We start from the raw sequence: 18649 nt of genomic DNA on the forward strand, positions 1-18649 counted from the left end.
TCTCCTAAATTTCGGTGGGCAGCTCGGCAGCGTTGACAGCAACGCCCTCGGAGCCGGTGTCTTCGAGGTTGAGGCCAAAGAGCTGTTGCAAGGCAGTCTCGTGGCTCACGGTGCCGGACGTCGCGGCGAGCTGTTTGGCACGCACCGTCGGCTCATGGAGCAGCTTGTCCACCACGCGCTTGAGGGCGCGGTTGACGTCCTTGAGCTGTGCTTCTGTGAGTTCTGGGTGCTTCTGCTCGAGGCGCGCAGCCTCACAGTGCACGAGGTCCGCGGCATGCTTACGTAGAGCGGAGACCGCAGGTGCCACGTCGCGCACGCGCTGTGCCGAACTGTAGGAATCCAGCTCTTCACGCACGATATCGCGCGCCTGGGAGTGCGGCCCCTCGTGGACCTCGCCGCTGGTGAGGTCGTTGGACAGGCGGTCGATATTGACGAGCTCAATGCCGTCCTTCTCAGCGCAGGCATCATCAATGTCGCGCGGAAGCGAGAGATCGATGAGCATGAGTTCGCGGTCCGGCATGTCGGACGCAGCGATGGTAAAGCCCTGCGCGCCCGTGGCGGAGACGGCGACGTCGACGCGATCAAGGACAGTGGCGCGATCCGCGAAGTCGACGACCTCGGCCTTCACGCCAGCCTGAGCGGCGTGGTCGGCGACGCGCTCGGCGCGCTCACGCGTGCGGTTCGCGATGATGAGGTTCGCGCCCAGTCGACCCGCGTGCGTCGCGGCGAGCGAAGCCATGGCGCCGGCACCGAGGATGAGCACGGTCTTGCCTGCGAGATCCGAGGTACCCATGACCTCCAACGCACGCTCAAAGGAGAAGGAGACCATGGACGCGCCGGCGTCATCGATGGCGGTTTCCGAGTGCACGCGCTTGCCGGCGTGGAGCGCGGACTGCGCGAGCGCGTGAATGCGCGGGCCCACCGTGCCCTGCTCCGCGGCGTTCTGGTACGCCGTGCGCACCTGGCCAATGATCTGCTGCTCTCCCACGACCATCGAGTCCAGGCCCGAGGTGACGTTCATGAGGTGCTCCGCTGCCGCGTCCGCGTAGCGAACATACAGGTAGTTGCGCAGCTCATCAGCCGTCACGCCGGACTGCTTCTCCAGCACGTCGACGACATCCTTGACGCCCGTGTGGAAGGAATTGGTGACGGTGTAGACCTCCATGCGGTTGCATGTGGAAATGATCATCGCTTCACTGAGGGAGCCCTGTCCCACCAGCTTGCCGCATGCGTCGTTCTGGATCTCATCGGCCATACTCAGCCGCTCCAGCAATGCGACCGGCGCCGACTGGTAGGACATGCCTACGACCAGCACGCTCATGAACGCTCCTTATCAACCCTTTGGATGAGAAAAATCAACCAAAAGACTACTAGCTGTGCCCACCCTAGGGGTAGTAAGGGTGAGCTTAGTCTACCGCGAGTTCGGCAGCCAGCTCATCGTTGTCGACTTCCCAGCAGGCGAATTCTTCGCCATCTATCACCACAACAGGAACGCGGTCGCCATATTCCATGGCCAGCTCTTTGTCCTCGTCAACGTCGCGCGCGGTCAGGCTCGCGCCAGCGGCTGCGACCACGGGTTCTATCTGCGCATAGACGCGCTTGCACGATCCACATGTGGCGCGCACCATGAGTTCGACCTGTCGCATTATTCCTCACCCTTCGCGCTGAGCTGTTTCGTCCTAAGATGAACACGATACCGCCGCAGTCCAAGGAGCCCCGTGTCCGCCACCCCTACCCCACCATCCATGCCGCCCTCACCCCGCGATTTCCTCGCGAATTGGACGGCCAGCCGCGGCAATCTTCGCAATTTCCTCGAGAACACGGCGCTCGCCCCGCTTGACGATGCCGCCCAGCGTACGGCCGGCGAAGCCGCCGCGGCCGCCGCAGCGGATCTCTTCGACATCACGCTTGATAACTACACGGCCGGAGTGGACTCGGTCGAGGGTTCGTTCACTTCGGCCGGACGCGCCCGCATTACCCCGCCCGACCCCGATATCCCGCAGGATGCCGGGGCGGCCGCGTTCTTCGACGTGGATAACACGCTCATCCAGGGCTCCTCGCTCATCGTCTTCGCCATGGGACTGTTCCGCCGCCGCTACTTCCGCATCCGCGAAATCGCCCCCATCGCGTGGAAGCAGGCGAAGTTCCGCTTCTTGGGCCGCGAGAACGCCAACGACGTCGCCGCCGGGCGCATCCAGGCCCTCGAGTTCATCAAGGGCCGCTCCGTGGAGGAAATGGTGCAGCTCTGCGAGGAAATCGTGGACGAATCGCTCGCGCGCAAGGCCTACCCCGGCACACGCCAGCTCGCAGAAATGCACTTGGACGCCGGCCAGCAGGTCTGGCTCGTCACCGCGACCCCGGTCCAACTCGCACAAATTCTGGCACACCGCTTCGGGTTTACTGGCGCGCTCGGCACCGTCGCAGAGGTCAAGGATGGCAAGTTCACCGGCCGCCTCGTGGGTGACATCCTGCACGGCCCCGGTAAGAAGCACGCCGTTGCGGCGCTCGCGACGATGGAGGGGCTCGACCTGGATCGCTGCACCGCCTACTCAGATTCCGCGAATGACGTGCCCATGCTGTCCATGATGGGCACCGCCGTGGCGATTAACCCGGACGCCAAGCTGCGCGATATCGCGGAGGCTCGCGGATGGCTCATCCGCGACTACCGCAGCGTCCGCAAGGCCGTGCGTACCTACGGCGTGCCTGCACTGGCCACCGCGCTGTTTTCCTACGGCGGCTGGAAGGCTTTCAAACGCTAGACGCTAAGGAAACCTTTCAAGAGGAGGCATCGGCAAGCGCATGCGAAAGGTCCCGGCCACACCGAGGTGTGACCGGGACCTTTCGTCGACCAAGATTTACTTGCCGAGCTTACGGCGCTGGACGCGGGTGCGGCGCAGCATCTTGCGGTGCTTCTTCTTGGACATGCGCTTGCGACGCTTCTTGATAACAGAACCCATAACGGTTTCCTCACTTTCACGATCAGTACGTACTAGACCTGCCGGCGCCGCCTGGATTACTGGGCCGCGAAGGTGCACTCTTTGCGTCCACCGCCCGCCACCAGAACCGAAGTCCTTGAGACACAGGCGAAAGTCACAGGCATGCAGATGCCGACACGAATGGTCACCATCTTACCTACCGGCCCCAGTCCAACAAAAATGACCACCGACAACGCAGACGCGACCGTCACTTTTTTTGACGGCGAGATTCAGCACCAGCACGCATGAAAAAGGCGCCCACTGTGAGAGACAGTGGGCGCCTTCTGGCGGCTAAAAGTAACTCTAGGCTCCGTAGACGGAAGCCTCGAGGTACTCGTTGACGGCAGACTCGTGGACGCGGAAAGAGCGACCGACGCGGACTGCCGGCATTTCGCCAGCGTGAACCAAACGGTAGACCGTCATCTTCGAGACGCGCATAATTTCCGCGACCTCAGCGATGGTCAAGAAGGTTCCTTTATCTTCATTAGCCATAGTTGTATAACCCTTCAGCTCGTGGCGCGCTGCAAGGCTTCCCCTCCTGCAGGAGTACACGCACGTGCTTGTTCTAGCTTAGCGTGAAACCTGTGACTAATGCGACTCAATAGCCGATAATTTTCGCATTAGTTTCTCACGACAACTTCTTACCGGGCAGACGCATGCGTCACAGGCTTCCCGACCCCCCACGCGGGGGCTGTTCTTCGCGGCTGCACTAGCCCAATTCGGCCGCTCGGTTCGCGCAGGCCTCCGCGGCACGATAGAAGGCACCACGCAGGCCCGACTCCTCAAGCTCGCGGATGGCTGCGGCCGTCGTGCCGCCTGGGGAGGTGACGTTGGCGCGCAGCGTCGACGCGTCAGAACCGGAGTTGATGAGCATCTCGCCCGAGCCAGCCAACGCATAATTCACGAGCTTCGACGCCGTATCCCTCGGCACGCCGAGCGCGACGCCAGCGTCAATGAGGGCGTCGGCCACGAGGAAGAAGTAGGCGGGCGAGGAGCCCGACAGCGCCGTTGCGGCATCCATGTTCTTCTCCTCGACGATCGCGGTCTCCCCCACCGCATCCATAAGTTCGCGCACGAGGGCCAGCTGCTCGTCGCTCACGCGCGAACCCGGCGTCACGATGGACATGCCACGGCCCAGCAGCATGGGCGTATTGGGCATGACGCGCACCACAGGGTTGGCAACGGCGGCCTCCAGGGTCTCCAGACGCACGCCCGCCGCCAGCGACACCACAACAGCGTCCTGCGGCAGCGCGTCCGCAATCTCCGTGGCGACGTCGACGATGGCATAAGGCTTCACGCACAGGAAGACGACGTCGGCGTCTTTGACCGCCGCCGCGTTGTCGTCCGTCGTGGACACGCCGTAATGGTCTGCAAGCTCGGCGCGACGTTCCGCGCGGCGGTTAGTCACCGTCATGGCAGTCTCACCCGACGCGGCAAGACCCGAGACGAGGGCCTCGCCAATCTGTCCGCCGCCAATGACGGTGATGGTGTGCTGGGTAGTTGAAATTGATGCGTTTTCAGTCATGGTGCCACCCTATAGCGAAACCCCCGGGGCCGTACACATGGTGTCGGTCCCGGGGGTTAGCCGCGGCGGCGCTGTATGTCGCGACTTTATGCCGTGACGTTATGACGTAAGCAGCGCGCCGAACGTGAGCACCAGGCCCACGATGATGGACAAGACAATCGCCGCCTTGTCGCGATCCGTGCGCAGGGCGTGCACGACGCCAGCCATCGCGGCCGTCACAGCCACGGCGAGCGCGGCCACGAGGCCCTTGTTGAAGTTGGCCCACAGGATTTCGAAGCCCTTGTAGACCACGGCACCCAGCACGATGCCCACGAGTGCGAGCAGGATGATGGACACGGGGTTGAGCTTGCCGTCATCCTCGGCATCCTCGGCATCCTCGTACTCCGCAGGATCGGCGTCGTCCACTCGGTCGATTTCGGTGGTCGCAGCATCCTCGAGCTGCGTCTCCGGCTCGTCCTCAACCTTCTTGATGACGGTGGTATCCCCCGTCGACGGCGTGGACACTGCCTTCACAGCATCGCGCTCGCGCTTCTCGGCGAGAATGCGGCGGTCTTCCTCAGCCTTGGGGTCCAACGGTGCCTCGTCGATAGACGACGCAGCAGCCTTGTCCTCGGTCGCCTTCTTTTCGGCTTCCTTCTTTTCGGCAGCCTTCTTCTTGGCTTCCTCCGCCTTCTTCGCGAATTCGGCCTTCTTCAGGGCTTCGATGCGTTCAGCTTCGGACTGCGCCGGAGCAGACTTCGCAGTGTCCGACTGTGCGGCATCGGACTGCGCGGCCTCAGGCTTGGGCGCCGGGATGACCGGAGCGGTCTCGTCAATGTCGACGTTCGAGTGCTTCGCCTGCGCCGGAGTAGCCTCGACCTTCTTGAGCGAGCCGGTGAGCTCGGCGACGGAAACGCCGCCTTCTTCCAGGCTGCGGCGGCGACGGCGCGGCTTGTCGCCGCCCGTGCGCTCCTGCTTGTTGCGGGCAAGGAGCTCCGCAACAGTCAATTGCTTCTCTTCAGCCATGTCTTACTAAACCAATTCTTTCTCAGGGTCTGCGGCGAGACCTTTGTCGAGACGTCTCAGGATAACACCCTCGCGCAGAGCCCAGGGACAAATCTCCAGTTGTTCCAAGCCTAGAGCGCGCATGGACGCTTCCGCTACTAAGGCACCGGCAACAATCTGGTGCGAGCGGTTGGCGCTGACACCTTCGAGGTCCGCGCGGTCCGCAGCCGTCATGCGCGAAATGAAGGAAATGAGCTGGCGCAGACCCGCAGCGGTAAGGGTTCGCTTGACGAAAGGACCCGCTGAAGACGGTGCGGCGCCGGTAAGGCGGGCTAAGCTGCGGAAGGTCTTCGAGGTCCCCACGGCTAGGCGGGCGGAGCCCACGGTCTTCATTGCCGCGGTGGGCTCGGCAAGCTCGGCGTCGATGTAGTCGCGCAGGGCGTTGACGTCCTTCTTGCTCGGCGGATCCGTCTCAAACCAGTTGTGGGTCAAGCGGCCAGCACCCAGGTCGAGGGAGAACGCCATGTCCGGCTCCTCGTCCGTGCCGGTGGACAGCTCCAACGAGCCGCCGCCGATGTCGAGGTTGGTGATGCGGCCAGCAGACCAGCCGTACCAACGGCGCACGGCAAGGAAAGTAAGGCGCGCCTCATCCTTGCCGGAGAGGATCTCCAGGCGGACGCCGGTTTCCTTCTCCACGTGGTCGAGAACCTTGGCGCTATTGGGCGCCGAGCGCACCGCAGACGTCGCGAATGGAATAAGCTCGTCGCAGCCCAGCTTCTTGCCGAGCTCAGAGGCTTCTGCCACCGAGTCCGTGAGCGCCTTGAGGCCCTTGTCATGGATATTGCCCTGCTTGTCGAGCTGCTCCACGAGGCGCAGAGGGGTCTTCCAGTCGCTCATCGGGGTTGGACGGCCACCCAGTTTGGCGTCGACCGCCACGAGATGGACCGTGTTGCTTCCCACGTCTAATACACCTAATCGCACACATACAGAGTAATGGGTCTACCGTGGTTTAGTGTGAATCGCCCGAAAACAAAACCCGTGTATCTTGGCTTTCCTGCCACCTCACCTGCGGGAATATCGATTGCATCCGGTCGCGAAAAGGCTCCGGATTTTCCGCGCGAATGGTTCGAATTTACCGATCCGAACGATCCTGAGCACGTCTTTTCCATCGATCTCACGTGGCTCGAGTCCCATTACGCGTGCCAATTCGGCACCGAGCGCTGCCCCGGCATCGACTCCAACAATCCTGATGTCGGCTGCTGCGGGCATGGTGCCTACATGGCAGACGAGCAGGACCGCGACCAGCTTGCCGATGCCGTCTCGCGCATGCCCGCCACATACTGGCAGCGTCGCGAGGAGGTGACGGGCCGCACGCCCTCCGAAGAGATTGTGCTCGAGGGCGACGAGCTGGAGCCGTGGCTCATATGGGACGAACTCGATGGTGACGATGGCGAGCCGGAGCCCGCGTTGAAGACCCCAGTCGTCGAGGGTGCCTGCATCTTCGCCAACCGCGCGGGCTGGGAGACGGGTGCCGGTTGCGCCCTCCACCAATGGGCGCTCGCCGAGGGCGAAGACCTCACCGTGGTCAAGCCGGAAGTGTGCTGGCAGCTGCCGCTGCGCCGCTACGAGGACTACGAGGAGCGTCCCGACGGCGTGGAGATTCTCCGCACGCAGATCGGCGAATACGACCGCCGCGGCTGGGGAGGCGGCGGCGAGGACTTCGACTGGTATTGCTCGACGGACCCCGCCTGCCACAACAACCCCGAGCCCCTGTGGAAGTCACAGAAGAACGAGCTCGTAGCCCTCATGGGCGAGGACTCCTACGCGATCCTCGCCGAGCACTGCGCCAAACGCGCGGCCGCCGGGCTCGTCTCCGTGCACCCCGCCAGCGAGCGCTGGGTTTAAAGCTCGAATTTATACCCGAGGCCGCGCACCGTGACGAGGTGCTTCGGGCGCGACGGCGACGCCTCAATCTTGGAGCGCAGGCGCTTGACGTGGACGTCGAGCGTCTTCGTGTCGCCCACGTAGTCCGCGCCCCAGATGCGGTCAATGAGCTGGCCGCGGGTGAGTACGCGTCCGGCGTTGCGGAGCAGGTATTCGAGGAGGTCAAACTCCTTGAGCGGCATGTTGACGGGCTCGTCGTCGACTGTCACGATGTGGCGCTCGACGTCCATGCGCACGCGGCCGCCTTCGAGAATCTGCTCCTCGAATTCTTCCTCGTCCTCGTGGTGGCGGACGTCGCCACGGCGCAGGACTGCGCGGATGCGAGCGATGAGCTCGCGGGAGGAGTAGGGCTTCGTCACGTAGTCGTCTGCGCCGAGCTCCAGACCCACGACTTTGTCGATTTCCGAGTCGCGCGCGGTAACCATGATGATGGGCACGCTGGACTGTGCGCGCAGCTCCTTGCACACATCCGTGCCGGACATGCCAGGCAGCATGAGGTCGAGGAGCACAATGTCGATGTCCTCGGCCTCGAACTTGGCGAGCGCCTCAGGGCCGTCGTAGGCGATGACAGGCTCGAAGCCTTCCTTCCGCAGAATAAACGCGAGCGGATCCGCCAGGGATTCTTCGTCTTCAACGATGAGGATGGTAGTCATGTGCTTTACTCTCTAGTCCTTCCGGCCGTCGCGGAAGCGACGCCGTGTCCATTATCCCCCGCCGAGGCCGCATCTGTCTCGCTAACAGGGTGATGAACGGGCAGTTCAATGGTAAAAGTCGATCCCGTTCCCGGGCGCGACCACAGTTTAATGTTGCCGCCGTGGTTCGCCACGACGTGTTTGACGATGGACAGGCCGAGACCCGTGCCGCCAGTCTGGCGCGACCGCGCCTTGTCGACGCGGAAGAAGCGCTCGAACACGCGCTTTTGGTCTTCCGGCGCAATGCCCACGCCGCGGTCCGTGACGCGGATGAGCACGATGTCCCCACCTACGACCTTCTGCGATACGGACACCGGCGCCGCCTCCGGCGAGTAGTTGATGGCATTGGAGATGAGGTTGGTCACGGCCGTGACCAGCAGCGGCTTGTCAGCAAGCACCTCCACGCCGGTGTCCTCGCCGCGAATGAGCTCGATGCCATGCGAGTCCGCTGTGAGCTGGTTGCGCGAAATAGCCTCGGAGACGATGTCGTCGACGCGGACCGGCTCCATTCTGGGCAGACGCTCGGCGCCCTGCAGCTTGGACAGCGCGATGAGCTCCTGGACCATGTTGCCCATCCGCGAGGCTTCCTTCTGGACGCGCTCGCCGAAGTACTTGACGTGCTCCGGGTCATCCGGGTCCTGCAGGAGTGCCTCGGCGAGCAAGCCGATGCCACCCACCGGCGTCTTGAGCTCGTGCGAGACGTTGGCCACGAAGTCGCGGCGCGCGGCTTCCATACGCACCGACTCGGACTCGTCCGTGCCGTAGATGATGACAAAGCGGTCGTCGCTGGGGGTAAGCGGCCTGACCACCGCCTGGACTTGGGTGACGCGGTGACCGGTGCGGCGCTTACGAATGACAACGTCGAGGCGACGATCCTCGCCGTCCTCGAAGACCTCCTGAGCTACCTTCCACACGTCCGGGTTGAGGACGCGATCGTGCACGAGCGACATGCTGTGCGCCGAGCTATTGGACAACACGACGTCGCCCGACTGCGCCACGACGATAAGCCCCGTGGGCGATCCCTGCACGGCAAGGTGCAGCACCTGGCTGATGGTGGTGATCTGGTTCGGGGCGTCGACGACGCCTTGCCGCATGAGACGTGCGGTGACAAGACGCCACACCAGCTGCGCCAGCAGCGTCACAATCACGCCTGCGACCAGGCCAAAAAGAATATCCACTAGTTCTGTATAAGTTCGTTTCTCTTCTCCCGGCGTAGTGTGCCGGGGACACAAATATATCCCCAGGGAGTATAGGCCCCCTGGGGATAGTTCGCAGCGCGAGCTGTTATTTACTTGCCGCCCTGTGCCGCGACAGCGGCGGCGCCGGCAGCGGCTGCCTCCGGGTCGAGGTAGGTGCCGCCCGGGTTGACGACGGAGCCGTCTTCCGCGATTTCGTAGACCAGCGGGATGCCGGTCGGGATGTTGAGGCCCGCGATGTCATCATCAGAGATGTTGTCGAGGTGCTTGACCAGCGCGCGCAGCGAGTTGCCGTGCGCGGCGATGAGGACGGTCTCGCCCTTCTTTGCACGCGGGAGGATTTCCTCGGTGAAGTACGGCACGAAGCGTGCGACGACGTCCTTGAGGCACTCGGTGCGCGGGACCTGGTCGAGGTCCGCGTAGCGCGGGTCGTTCGCCTGGGAGTACTCGGAGGAGTCCTCGAGCTCCGGCGGCGGGGTGCCGTAGGAGCGGCGCCATGCCATGAACTGCTCCTCACCGTACTTGTCCTTGGTCTCAGCCTTGTTCAGGCCCTGGAGAGCGCCGTAGTGACGCTCGTTGAGACGCCAGTCGCGGACGACCGGGATCCAGTGACGGTCCGCGGCGTTGAGAGCGATGTTGGCAGTGCGGATAGCACGGCGCAGCAGGGAGGTGTAGACGACCTCAGGCAGGATGCCCTGCTCGCGCAGCAACTCGCCGCCGCGCTTGGCCTCGCCCTCGCCCTTGGCGGTGAGGTCAACGTCGACCCAACCAGTGAACTGGTTGGATTCGTTCCACTGGGACTGTCCGTGACGAAGAAGAATGAGTTTTCCGTTAGTCATGCCTCCCAGCATGCCAGGTTTTCATGCGGCGTGCGTGTCTGATCGGTTACTCTTTTGCCCGAACGTGCAGCCTGTAACGCACCTCACACAAGAAAGCTCCCCTGCCCCTTACTCGCATCTGCCCACCGCACCGCGACACTAACGACCAGCCGTCGACCGCCATTGCGCTCACTGGCCGCGATGACTTCGCAACAAGCGCCGATCGCGCCGTGGGCACGCTGCGCCCCGCCTCTCAGCGCCGCGCCGAGCTCTACGCGCTCACTGGCCGCGACGGTGCACTGCGCACCCAAGACGACGCAACGGGCCTCGGCTTCCGTGGTTTCCTTGCCCTTGCCTATCCTCTCGACAGCCGCACGGACGCCATGGAAGCAGACCTCTACCCCATCGCCGAGGGTGCCTTTCCCGAGCTGGTCCGCACAGTCGAGACCCTCGTCGAAGACCGCACCTTTCTGTCGCTGTGGGTGAAACTGCCTATCAGCGACAACCTGGATGACGGTCTGCACGCGCACGCCCTCCGTGCGGAAGGCTACGAGCTGGCGATGGTGGAGCAAGCGGCAGAACAGGGCATCGGAAAGCTCGGCACCCCGCGGTCCCGAAGGGACTGCGCGCAGAATTCTTCACCGGAATCATGCCACCCACAGACCTCATCGACTCCTTCCTGGAGATTATGACGGTCGCCGACACGGACGTGCCTTCGGCGGAGCCTGCCCCGGCGCGGGAGTGGACGCGCGAGAGGCTCGGGGAAGGCGCCGAGGCTGCGGTGCGCGCACAGAGAGCCGAACTCGAGGAGCAGCCGACCGCCCGCGAGAAATTCGCGCAGGCGAGCGCTGCCGTATCCGCTAAGGACGACGAAGCCTTCGCCTACGGACTCGTGTCCACCCTTACCGATACAGGGTTAGCGAAGGATCCGGCCGCTCATCAGTACCCAGTAGCCCGGCGCTCGTGGCAATCCGGGATCTGAATGCTCATGGCATCGGCGTAGATGGCTTCGAGCTGGGTCGCGGCGGCGGCCCAGCTAAAGGTCGCGGCATGATCCACGGCGGCCTCGCCCATCGCGATGCGCCGCTCATCGTTGTCGAGCAGCTCCTCCAACGCGTCCGCCCACGCGACCGGATCATGGCTGTCAACGAGCAGGCCGGTCTCCCCGTCGTCCACGGCAATGGGCAGCCCGCCCACGCGCGCGGCGATGACGGGCGTGCCGGACGCCTGCGCTTCCACGGCAACAAGGCCGAAGGACTCGTTGTAGCTGGGCACCGCCACGATATCCGCGGCCTGGTAGACAGAGACGAGCTCGGCCGGCGGGCGTGGAGCGATAAACCGTACGAAGCGCTCCACACCGAGGTCGCGCGCCATAGCTTGGTAGGTCTCCGGGGTGGCGTACGGGCCGGAAGGCCCGCCGCAGAAGATGACGCGCACATTACGGAAGGGGTCACGCTTGATGAGCTCGGCCGTGGCTTCCACGAGCACGTCTGGCCCCTTGAACTTCTGAAGGCGCCCCACAAAGGCCACGACTTTCGTGTGCAGCGGAATGCCCAATAGGCGGCGCGAGCGCTCCGTGTTGCGGTCCGTGCCGGGAGTAAAGAGCTCGGTATCAGCGCCGGGCGAAACGACGACGATACGCTCCGGCGGGGCATCATAATGCTCGATGAGATCCTGGGTCTCCTGGGCGGTGTTCACCACGAGTAAATCCGCGTTATCCACGATTTGTTGCTCACAAATGCGGCGGGCCTCAGACTCCTGCGTGTCGTCCGTGGTGCGGTGCGCATTCTTGACCGCGGCGAGCGTATGCGCGGTATGAACGAGTGGGACTTCCCACAGATCCCGCAGCAGCCAGCCCACCTGGCCCGAGAGCCAGTAGTGCGAGTGGATGACGTCATAGTCCAAGGCGAAGCAGCGCGCGAAGGTAATTATGCCGCCGGCGAACGCGGCGAGCTGCGTAGGCAACTCCTCTTTGCTCAAGCCTTCGTAGGGACCCGCCACGATGTTGATGACGCGCAGTCCCTCTTCGACCTCCACGATCTCGCCCTGCGAGGGCCGCGTGGCGAGGGTAAAGACGTCTACCTCGATGCCCCGGCGCGCGAGTTGGCGTGCGGTGTTGAGGACGTAGACATTCATGCCGCCCGCATCCCCAGATCCGGGCTGTTCCAGGGGCGAGGTGTGCATGGAGATCATCGCGATACGCATAGACTCCCATCCTAGCGCCCCGAGTCCGCCAAGCTTGCGCGTTATACTGGGAGGCCGCTAGAACCTACGCAACCGAAAGGTCATTTTATGTCGGCTTATGAGTCCAAAGCCTGGCTCCAGTACTACCCCGAGTGGACGCCGCACACCCTCGACTACGGCGACACAACGCTGTTGGACATCTACGACAACAACCTGGCCATCAATGCGGACAAGCCGGCCACCTACTTCTTCGGTAAGACCCAGACCTACGCGGAGCTCGACCGTCAGGTGCGTCGCGCCGCCGCGGGCCTGCGCGCCTTCGGCGTCCGCGAGGGCGACCGCGTCGCCATCGTCGCCCCCAACGCCCCGCAGACCGTCGCCGCGTTCTACGCCGTGCTCAAGCTGGGCGCCACGGTGGTGCTCCACAACCCGCTCTACACCGCCCACGAGCTCGAGGGCCTCTTCCAGGATCACGGCGCCCGCGTCGCCATTTCCTGGGATAAGACGGCCTCCACGCTGGAGAAGCTGCGCGCCACCACCCCGCTGGAGACGGTCGTATCCATCAACATGATCGACGCCATGCCCACAGTGCAGCGCCTCGCCCTGCGCACGCCGTTCCTCAAATCAACGCGCGAGCAGCTCACTGGCGATGCCCCCAATACCGTCCCGTGGGACACGCTCATCGGCAACGCCATTGGCGGCGACGGCTCCGACGTAAAGACGCCCGAGTCCATCACCAAGGACTCCATCGCACTCATCCTCTACACCTCCGGCACGACCGGCAAGCCCAAGGGCGCGCAGCTCAGCCATGGCAACCTCTTCGCCAATATTCTGCAGGGCAAGGCATGGGTCCCGGGCCTGGGCGACCAGCCCGAGCGCATGCTCGCCGCGCTCCCCTTCTTCCACGCCTACGGCCTCACCATGAACCTGACCCTCGCCCAGCTCATTGGCGGCGAGCTCGTACTTCTGCCCAAGCCGCAGATCCCGCTCATCATGGGGCTGATGAAGAAGCACACCCCCACCTGGATTCCGGGCGTGCCCACGCTCTACGAGCGCATCGTCGAAGCGGCGGAGAAGGATTCCGTGGAGATCAAGGGCGTGCGCGCAGCCTTCTCCGGCGCGTCCACTCTGCCGGTCCAGACCGTTGAGAAGTGGGAGGAGTACACCGCCGGCCGCCTCGTTGAGGGCTACGGCCTCACCGAGTGCTCGCCGATCATCGTGGGCAACCCCATGAGCGATGACCGCCGCCCTGGCTACGTGGGCATCCCCTTCCCCGATACCGACATCCGCATTGCGAACCCCGATAACCTCGACGAAACCATGCCGGACGGTCAGGAGGGCGAGGTCCTCGCCCGCGGCCCGCAGGTCTTCAAGGGCTACTTCAACAATGCTGAGGCTACCGATGCCGCCTTCCACGACGGGTGGTTCCGCACCGGCGACCTCGGCATCATGGAAGAGGATGGCTTCGTCCGCCTCGTGAGCCGCATTAAGGAAATCATCATCACCGGCGGCTTTAACGTCTACCCGGGCGAGGTCGAGGAAGTCCTGCGCACCCACCCTGACATCGATGACGTCGCCGTGGTCGGCCGCCCGCGCTCCGACGGTTCCGAGGACGTCGTGGCCTGCATCGATCTGGCTGACGGCGCCGCGCTCGACCCCGAAGGCCTCAAGGAATTCTGCCGTGAGCGCCTCACCCGTTACAAGGTCCCGCGCACCTTCTACCACTTCGAGTCCCTGGCCAAGGATCAGATGGACAAGATCCGCCGCCGTGAGGTTCAGGAGGACCTCATCAAGCGCCTCGAAGCCGAAAAGCAGCAAAAATAAGTCTGCACGAATAGGCCGCCCCAGCGCACAGAATGCGCAAGGGCGACCTTTGTCATGGCTATACTAATCGTGATAGATAGTTCACTTTAAGAAATAAAAGGGGATCGCCATGGGCGCCTACGAGTCCAAGGCCTGGCTGCAGCACTACGCAGACTGGACGCCGCACACGCTCGAGTACGACGACACCACGCTCATCGACACCTACCACGAGAACCTCGCGGCCCACGGCACGTGGCCGGCCACCTGGTTCTTCGGCCGCACGCAGACCTATGCCGAGCTCGACGCGGAGGTGCGCGCCGCCGCCGCGGGACTCAAGGCCCTCGGTATCCGCAAGGGTGACCGCGTAGCCATCGCGCTGCCCAACTGCCCGCAGCACATCGCGGCGTTCTATGCCATCATCAAACTCGGCGCAGTCGTGGTCGAGCATAACCCGCTCTATACGGCACGCGAGCTCGAGGAGCTTTTCATCGATCACGGAGCCCGCGTCGTCATCGCGTGGGACAACCGCTCCGAGGTTTTCGAGGAACTGCGCGAGACCACGCCGCTGGAAACCATCGTCTCCGTGAACATGACGGACGCCATGCCGCGCATGAAGGCGCTGCTGCTGCGCATTCCGCTCCCACCGATTGCGGAAAAACGCGCGCAGCTCACCTCGCCAGCCCCGAATACCGTGCCTTGGTCCACCCTGGCCAGCCCCGCAATGGGTGGCGACGGCCACGCCTTCATCGACGCCGAGGACGTCAGCAAGGATGACCCGGCCATCATCCTCTACACCTCCGGCACGACAGGCAAGCCCAAGGGCGCGATCCTCACGCACGGCAATATCGTGGCTAACGCCAAGATGGGCGTCGCTTGGGTGCCTGGCCTGGGCGAGAACCGCGAACGCATGCTCGCGGCGCTGCCCATGTTCCATGCCTACGGCATGACGCTCATCGCGGCACTCGGTGTTACCATCGGCGGCGAGCTCGTGCTCACCCCGGCGCCGAAGATGGATCTCATCATGGACATCATGAAGAAGCACACGCCCACCTGGATTCCGGGTGTGCCCACGCTGTACTCGAAGATCATCGCCACCGCGCATGAGAAGAACATCAGCATCCACGGCGTGCGCAATGCGCTCTCCGGTGCGGCCGCCCTGCCCACGGAGACCGTGAAGGAGTGGGAGGAGCTCACCGGCGGTCTTCTCGTCGAAGGCTATGGCCTCTCCGAGACCTCACCCGTCATCGTCGGTAACCCGATGAACAGCAACCGCCGCCCTGGCTACATCGGCCTGCCTTTCCCGGATACCGACATTCGCATCGGCAACCCCGATAACCTCGACGAAACGCAGCCCGACGGCACGCCCGGCGAAGTCCTCGTCCGCGGTCCGCAGGTCTTCGCAGGCTACCTCAACAAGCCGGAGGCCACCGCCGAGTCCTTCCACGGCGACTGGTTCCGCACTGGCGACATGGGCATCATGGAAGAAGACGGCTTCATCCGCCTCGTCTCCCGCATCAAGGAAATCATCATCACCGGCGGCTTCAACGTCTACCCCGCCGAGGTCGAAGAAACCATGCTCGCCCACCCCGACGTCACAGACGTCGCCGTGGTCGGCCGCCCGCGCGACGATGGCTCCGAGGACGTCGTGGCCTGCGTCATCCTCCGCGACGGCGCCGCACTCGATCCTGAGGGCATGAAGGAATTCGCCCGCACGCGTCTCACCCGCTACAAGGTCCCGCGCACCTTCTACCACTTCGAGGAGCTCGCCAAGGACCAACTGGGCAAGATCCGCCGCCGCGAGGTCCAAGCAGACTTGCTCAAGCTGCTGGAGAAGAACGAGAAGTAGTGTGGACTTACCCGCGCGACGCACGCCGGTGATGATCCGAACCAGGTCGCCGGCGAGTGGTCGCGTGAGTGTGCCGAAGTACGTCTCCCGCGGAAAGAGTGGTTCCGATAGCGCGGCATGTGCCATATCTGAAATCGTCTTTTAAGATCGTGCCCTAGGTTGCCCGCGCGTTAAGATACTTTCGTCCAACCACAAGAAAGGCGACGCGTGGAAACTCACCCCTGGCACCGGTTCTACGGTTCGTGGACGCCCGCGTCCCTCGACTACGGCGACGCAACCTTGGTAAGCCAGCTCGCCGAGGCCGTCGCCACCCACCCAGACCGCATCGCACTGCGCTACGTAGACCAGGTCGTCACCTACGCCTCATTGGATCACGAGATCGATCGTCTCGCCGCAGCACTCGCTCAACTGGGCGTCAGGCCCGGCGCGTTCGTCGCTCTCGCGCTGCCCAACCGCCCCGAGCATGTCATCGCCTTCTACGCCGTACTCCGCCTCGGCGCGACCGTTGTCGAACACAACCCCCAGTTCACCGCGCACGAGCTCGCCCCCATGGTCGCCGACCACGGCGCACGTGTCGCCATCACAGCGGGCCCCGCCGTGACCATCTTCCAGGATCTGGCTGAGATCGAGCACGTCATCAACGTCGACGATGACTGGAATGAGTTCCTCTCCCGCGGCACTGAACTGCCGGAACGTGTCACCGTCACTAAAACTGACGTTGCACTCATCCTCTATACCTCGGGCACGACAGGCACGCCCAAGGGCGCCATGCTCACGCACGGCAACCTCGCGGCCAATGCCCTCCAGATGGCGGCGTGGCGCCTGCCCGAGGAGCACCCACAGGCGCTGGCCGTCCTGCCGCTCTTCCATTCCTACGGCCTCACCATGTCACTCACCGTCGGAATCCTCTCCGGCGCAACAATCACCTTGTTGCCCGCGCCACGGATGGAGTTCATTCTCTCCGCGCTCTCTGCACACCCACCCACGTGGATGCCCGCCGTGCCGACCATCTATCAGCGCGTCATTAGCGCGGCGCCGCAGGCACACGGCATTAAGCAGGCCATCTCCGGCGCCGCCACGCTGCCCGCCGCGACCGTCGCCGAATGGGAAAAACTCACCGGCGGCATCCTCGTCGAAGGCTACGGGCTCACCGAGGCCGCACCCGTTGTCGCCTGCAATCCCCTCAATGAACACCGTCGCGCCGGATGCATTGGCCTTCCGATGCCCGATACCGAGGTCCGCATCTCTCCGGAGTCCGGCGAACTCCTCGTCCGCGGGCCCCAGGTCTTCGCGGGCTACCTCCACAACGAGGAAGCCACGCGCGCCGCGTTCGAGGACGGCTGGCTACGCACGGGCGACGTCGCCACGCAGGACGCGGACGGCTTCCTCACTCTCCACGCGCGACTCAAGGAGACCATCATTACCGGCGGGTTCAACGTCTACCCCGCCGAGGTCGAGAACGTCCTCACCGCACATCCCGCGCTTTCCGATGCCGCCGTCCTCGGCCGCCCACGCGAGGATGGGTCCGAAGACGTCGTCGCATGCATCGTCATTAAAAGTGACGGTGCACATTCCGCGCCCACCGATGACGAGTTGCGCGCGTGGTGCCACAGCATGCTCGCCCGCTACAAGGTGCCGCGATCTTTTGTGCGCGTCGACGATCTCGGCCGCGATGCCCTCGGCAAGCTGAGGCGCCGATCCGTCGCGGAGCGCTTTCTGTGATTCCGCCCAGATGAGGCCGTCAGAAAACTGACGGCGCCCAAACCCCACCCACAATTCGGAATTGTGTACAGGATTCCAGAGTTGTGGTGGGGTTTGGGCGCGACGTTGAGGGGCTAGCCTTCCACGAGCTCGCGGACGGCCACGGAGATCGCGTTTCAGGCCTACGCCGTGGAGGACGTTAGAAAAAATGACGGTGCCCAGGATCAGCACAACCCACCCATAACTCAAAGAATTTGACAGATTTCGGGAGTTAAGGGTGGGTTATGCAGATGTGAGCGGAGGCGCTTACTTGACGGCAGCCTCAACCGCAGCGAGGATGCTGTCCACGAGTCCCGCCTTGAAGTCGGCCGGGGTGAACTCGCCGTCGGTCATGTCGGTGATGAGGTTGACCTCAACCTGGGCACGAATCTGGTGCATGGAGAAGTTCGCGACGGCTAGGCGCCATGCCTCGACGGCACGGACGCCACCGGAGAAGCCGTAGCCGATGAAGGCGACGGTCTTGCCCTGCCACTCGGCGATGGAGTCGAAGGCGTTCTTGAACGGGCCCGGCACGGAGTGGTTGTATTCCGGGGTGACGAAGATGAAGCCGTCGCAGGACGTGATGGCGTCGGCCCAAGCCTGAACGTTGGCGTTATCGTACTGACCGTTGGCCATGCCCGGGACGATGGCGGACTCGAGCAGCGGGACGTTGAAGGACTTGAGGTCGAGCAGCTCGTACTCGACGCCGGACTCGCGCTTGTCAGCGATCTCCTTGACCCAGTTCGCGATGGCCTCGCCGGAGCGGCCTTCGCGGATGGATCCCAGGATGATGCCAATCTTTGCCATATCTCTAAAGCCTTTCAGTGCTTTTAACCTGCATAAATGCGCAGTTTCTAACTTGAATCCTTAAGTCTACCCCTCATGGTCGGGTTGCGCACACGACAACTAAGTTTCTAAAGATTTCCTGAAAGTTGAGTAAAA

19 protein-coding genes are annotated in these 18649 nt (G+C 63.7%); 7 read left to right on the forward strand and 12 right to left on the reverse strand.

Going from position 1 to position 18649, the window contains the following annotated elements; translation table 11 throughout:
- Positions 1–4 precede the first annotated feature (4 nt).
- Positions 5–1321 carry a glutamyl-tRNA reductase gene (locus tag ABJ196_RS00650; RefSeq protein WP_347304777.1) on the reverse strand — a complete coding sequence of 439 codons (1317 nt, stop codon included), beginning with the start codon at positions 1319–1321 and terminating at the stop codon, positions 5–7.
- A gap of 85 nt (positions 1322–1406) precedes the next feature.
- Positions 1407–1646: a glutaredoxin family protein gene (locus ABJ196_RS00655; protein ID WP_257035638.1), complete on the reverse strand. Its 240-nt coding sequence runs from the start codon at positions 1644–1646 to the stop codon at positions 1407–1409.
- Between the two features lie 99 nt (positions 1647–1745).
- Here ABJ196_RS00655 and ABJ196_RS00660 point away from each other — a divergent pair, with 99 nt between their 5' ends.
- Positions 1746–2759, forward strand: coding sequence for an HAD-IB family hydrolase (locus ABJ196_RS00660; RefSeq protein WP_347304778.1), 1014 nt, complete (start codon positions 1746–1748; stop codon positions 2757–2759).
- 96 nt (positions 2760–2855) lie between these two features.
- On the opposite strand, the gene ABJ196_RS00665 is transcribed toward ABJ196_RS00660, so the two are convergent.
- The 5 genes from ABJ196_RS00665 to ABJ196_RS00685 all read right to left on the reverse strand — a co-directional run bounded on the left by ABJ196_RS00665 (position 2856) and on the right by ABJ196_RS00685 (position 6465).
- Entirely contained in the window at positions 2856–2957 is a 102-nt protein-coding gene (locus ABJ196_RS00665; RefSeq protein ID WP_003855542.1) for an AURKAIP1/COX24 domain-containing protein, read from the reverse strand.
- 321 nt (positions 2958–3278) lie between these two features.
- Positions 3279–3467: a helix-turn-helix domain-containing protein gene (locus tag ABJ196_RS00670; RefSeq protein ID WP_005527601.1), complete on the reverse strand. Its 189-nt coding sequence runs from the start codon at positions 3465–3467 to the stop codon at positions 3279–3281.
- A gap of 217 nt (positions 3468–3684) precedes the next feature.
- Complete coding sequence (gene proC / locus ABJ196_RS00675) at positions 3685–4500, reverse strand: pyrroline-5-carboxylate reductase (RefSeq protein WP_257071546.1); 816 nt, start codon at positions 4498–4500, stop codon at positions 3685–3687.
- 99 nt (positions 4501–4599) lie between these two features.
- Positions 4600–5505, reverse strand: coding sequence for a hypothetical protein (locus ABJ196_RS00680; protein ID WP_347304779.1), 906 nt, complete (start codon positions 5503–5505; stop codon positions 4600–4602).
- Between the two features lie 6 nt (positions 5506–5511).
- Complete coding sequence (locus ABJ196_RS00685) at positions 5512–6465, reverse strand: Ppx/GppA phosphatase family protein (RefSeq protein WP_347304780.1); 954 nt, start codon at positions 6463–6465, stop codon at positions 5512–5514.
- 33 nt (positions 6466–6498) lie between these two features.
- On the opposite strand from ABJ196_RS00685, the gene ABJ196_RS00690 reads away from it, so the two are divergent.
- On the forward strand, positions 6499–7389 hold the full coding sequence (locus tag ABJ196_RS00690) for a hypothetical protein (protein WP_347304781.1): 891 nt from the start codon (positions 6499–6501) through the stop codon (positions 7387–7389).
- Here ABJ196_RS00690 and ABJ196_RS00695 read toward each other — a convergent pair.
- The 3 genes from ABJ196_RS00695 to ABJ196_RS00705 form a co-directional block, all read right to left on the reverse strand.
- Positions 7386–8081 (reverse strand): response regulator transcription factor, encoded by a 696-nt coding sequence (locus tag ABJ196_RS00695; RefSeq protein ID WP_347304782.1) that lies wholly within the window; start codon positions 8079–8081, stop codon positions 7386–7388. The genes ABJ196_RS00690 and ABJ196_RS00695 overlap by 4 nt on opposite strands.
- Positions 8082–8086: 5 nt before the next feature.
- The gene (locus ABJ196_RS00700) at positions 8087–9241 is read right to left on the reverse strand and encodes an ATP-binding protein (protein WP_347304872.1); all 1155 of its coding nucleotides are present in this window, start codon (positions 9239–9241) and stop codon (positions 8087–8089) included.
- 167 nt (positions 9242–9408) lie between these two features.
- Positions 9409–10155 carry a phosphoglyceromutase gene (locus tag ABJ196_RS00705; protein ID WP_257035633.1) on the reverse strand — a complete coding sequence of 249 codons (747 nt, stop codon included), beginning with the start codon at positions 10153–10155 and terminating at the stop codon, positions 9409–9411.
- 209 nt (positions 10156–10364) lie between these two features.
- On the opposite strand from ABJ196_RS00705, the gene ABJ196_RS00710 reads away from it, so the two are divergent.
- Positions 10365–10826 (forward strand): hypothetical protein, encoded by a 462-nt coding sequence (locus tag ABJ196_RS00710; protein ID WP_347304783.1) that lies wholly within the window; start codon positions 10365–10367, stop codon positions 10824–10826.
- Positions 10784–11116, forward strand: a complete 333-nt coding sequence (locus ABJ196_RS00715; RefSeq protein WP_347304784.1) for a hypothetical protein — start codon at positions 10784–10786, stop codon at positions 11114–11116. Before ABJ196_RS00710 ends, ABJ196_RS00715 begins: the two co-directional genes overlap by 43 nt.
- Here the strand turns inward: ABJ196_RS00715 and mshA are convergent.
- Positions 11074–12339: a D-inositol-3-phosphate glycosyltransferase gene (mshA, locus tag ABJ196_RS00720; protein ID WP_347304785.1), complete on the reverse strand. Its 1266-nt coding sequence runs from the start codon at positions 12337–12339 to the stop codon at positions 11074–11076. The two genes, ABJ196_RS00715 and mshA, sit on opposite strands and share 43 nt — an antisense overlap.
- An 87-nt stretch (positions 12340–12426) precedes the next feature.
- Between mshA and ABJ196_RS00725 the strand changes: the two genes are divergently transcribed.
- From ABJ196_RS00725 to ABJ196_RS00735, 3 genes are all read left to right on the forward strand, one after another.
- Positions 12427–14142: a long-chain-fatty-acid--CoA ligase gene (locus ABJ196_RS00725; RefSeq protein WP_347304786.1), complete on the forward strand. Its 1716-nt coding sequence runs from the start codon at positions 12427–12429 to the stop codon at positions 14140–14142.
- A 109-nt stretch (positions 14143–14251) separates the two neighbouring features.
- Positions 14252–15967, forward strand: a complete 1716-nt coding sequence (locus tag ABJ196_RS00730; RefSeq protein ID WP_347304787.1) for a long-chain-fatty-acid--CoA ligase — start codon at positions 14252–14254, stop codon at positions 15965–15967.
- Between the two features lie 207 nt (positions 15968–16174).
- Positions 16175–17689: an AMP-binding protein gene (locus tag ABJ196_RS00735; protein ID WP_347304788.1), complete on the forward strand. Its 1515-nt coding sequence runs from the start codon at positions 16175–16177 to the stop codon at positions 17687–17689.
- Positions 17690–17974: 285 nt separating this feature from the next.
- Here ABJ196_RS00735 and ABJ196_RS00740 read toward each other — a convergent pair whose 3' ends face one another.
- Positions 17975–18514 carry an NAD(P)H-dependent oxidoreductase gene (locus tag ABJ196_RS00740; RefSeq protein ID WP_347304789.1) on the reverse strand — a complete coding sequence of 180 codons (540 nt, stop codon included), beginning with the start codon at positions 18512–18514 and terminating at the stop codon, positions 17975–17977.
- Positions 18515–18649: the final 135 nt, after the last annotated feature.

It is taken from the genome of Corynebacterium sp. SA-MJD20WY100 (assembly GCF_039822565.1).
GTDB lineage: Bacteria > Actinomycetota > Actinomycetes > Mycobacteriales > Mycobacteriaceae > Corynebacterium > Corynebacterium phoceense_A.

Excerpts from the sequence above, each read along its gene's own strand:
- ABJ196_RS00730 (WP_347304787.1), top strand. The coding sequence starts at position 14,252 with ATGGGCGCCTACGAGTCCAAGGCCTGGCTGCAGCACTACGCAGACTGG.
- ABJ196_RS00725 (WP_347304786.1), top strand. The coding sequence starts at position 12,427 with ATGTCGGCTTATGAGTCCAAAGCCTGGCTCCAGTACTACCCCGAGTGG.
- ABJ196_RS00670 (WP_005527601.1), bottom strand. The coding sequence starts at position 3,467 with ATGGCTAATGAAGATAAAGGAACCTTCTTGACCATCGCTGAGGTCGCG.
- ABJ196_RS00660 (WP_347304778.1), top strand. The coding sequence starts at position 1,746 with ATGCCGCCCTCACCCCGCGATTTCCTCGCGAATTGGACGGCCAGCCGC.
- ABJ196_RS00695 (WP_347304782.1), bottom strand. The coding sequence starts at position 8,081 with ATGACTACCATCCTCATCGTTGAAGACGAAGAATCCCTGGCGGATCCG.
- ABJ196_RS00665 (WP_003855542.1), bottom strand. The coding sequence starts at position 2,957 with ATGGGTTCTGTTATCAAGAAGCGTCGCAAGCGCATGTCCAAGAAGAAG.
- ABJ196_RS00715 (WP_347304784.1), top strand. The coding sequence starts at position 10,784 with ATGCCACCCACAGACCTCATCGACTCCTTCCTGGAGATTATGACGGTC.
- ABJ196_RS00680 (WP_347304779.1), bottom strand. The coding sequence starts at position 5,505 with ATGGCTGAAGAGAAGCAATTGACTGTTGCGGAGCTCCTTGCCCGCAAC.
- proC (WP_257071546.1), bottom strand. The coding sequence starts at position 4,500 with ATGACTGAAAACGCATCAATTTCAACTACCCAGCACACCATCACCGTC.
- ABJ196_RS00705 (WP_257035633.1), bottom strand. The coding sequence starts at position 10,155 with ATGACTAACGGAAAACTCATTCTTCTTCGTCACGGACAGTCCCAGTGG.
- ABJ196_RS00740 (WP_347304789.1), bottom strand. The coding sequence starts at position 18,514 with ATGGCAAAGATTGGCATCATCCTGGGATCCATCCGCGAAGGCCGCTCC.
- mshA (WP_347304785.1), bottom strand. The coding sequence starts at position 12,339 with ATGCGTATCGCGATGATCTCCATGCACACCTCGCCCCTGGAACAGCCC.
- ABJ196_RS00655 (WP_257035638.1), bottom strand. The coding sequence starts at position 1,646 with ATGCGACAGGTCGAACTCATGGTGCGCGCCACATGTGGATCGTGCAAG.
- ABJ196_RS00650 (WP_347304777.1), bottom strand. The coding sequence starts at position 1,321 with ATGAGCGTGCTGGTCGTAGGCATGTCCTACCAGTCGGCGCCGGTCGCA.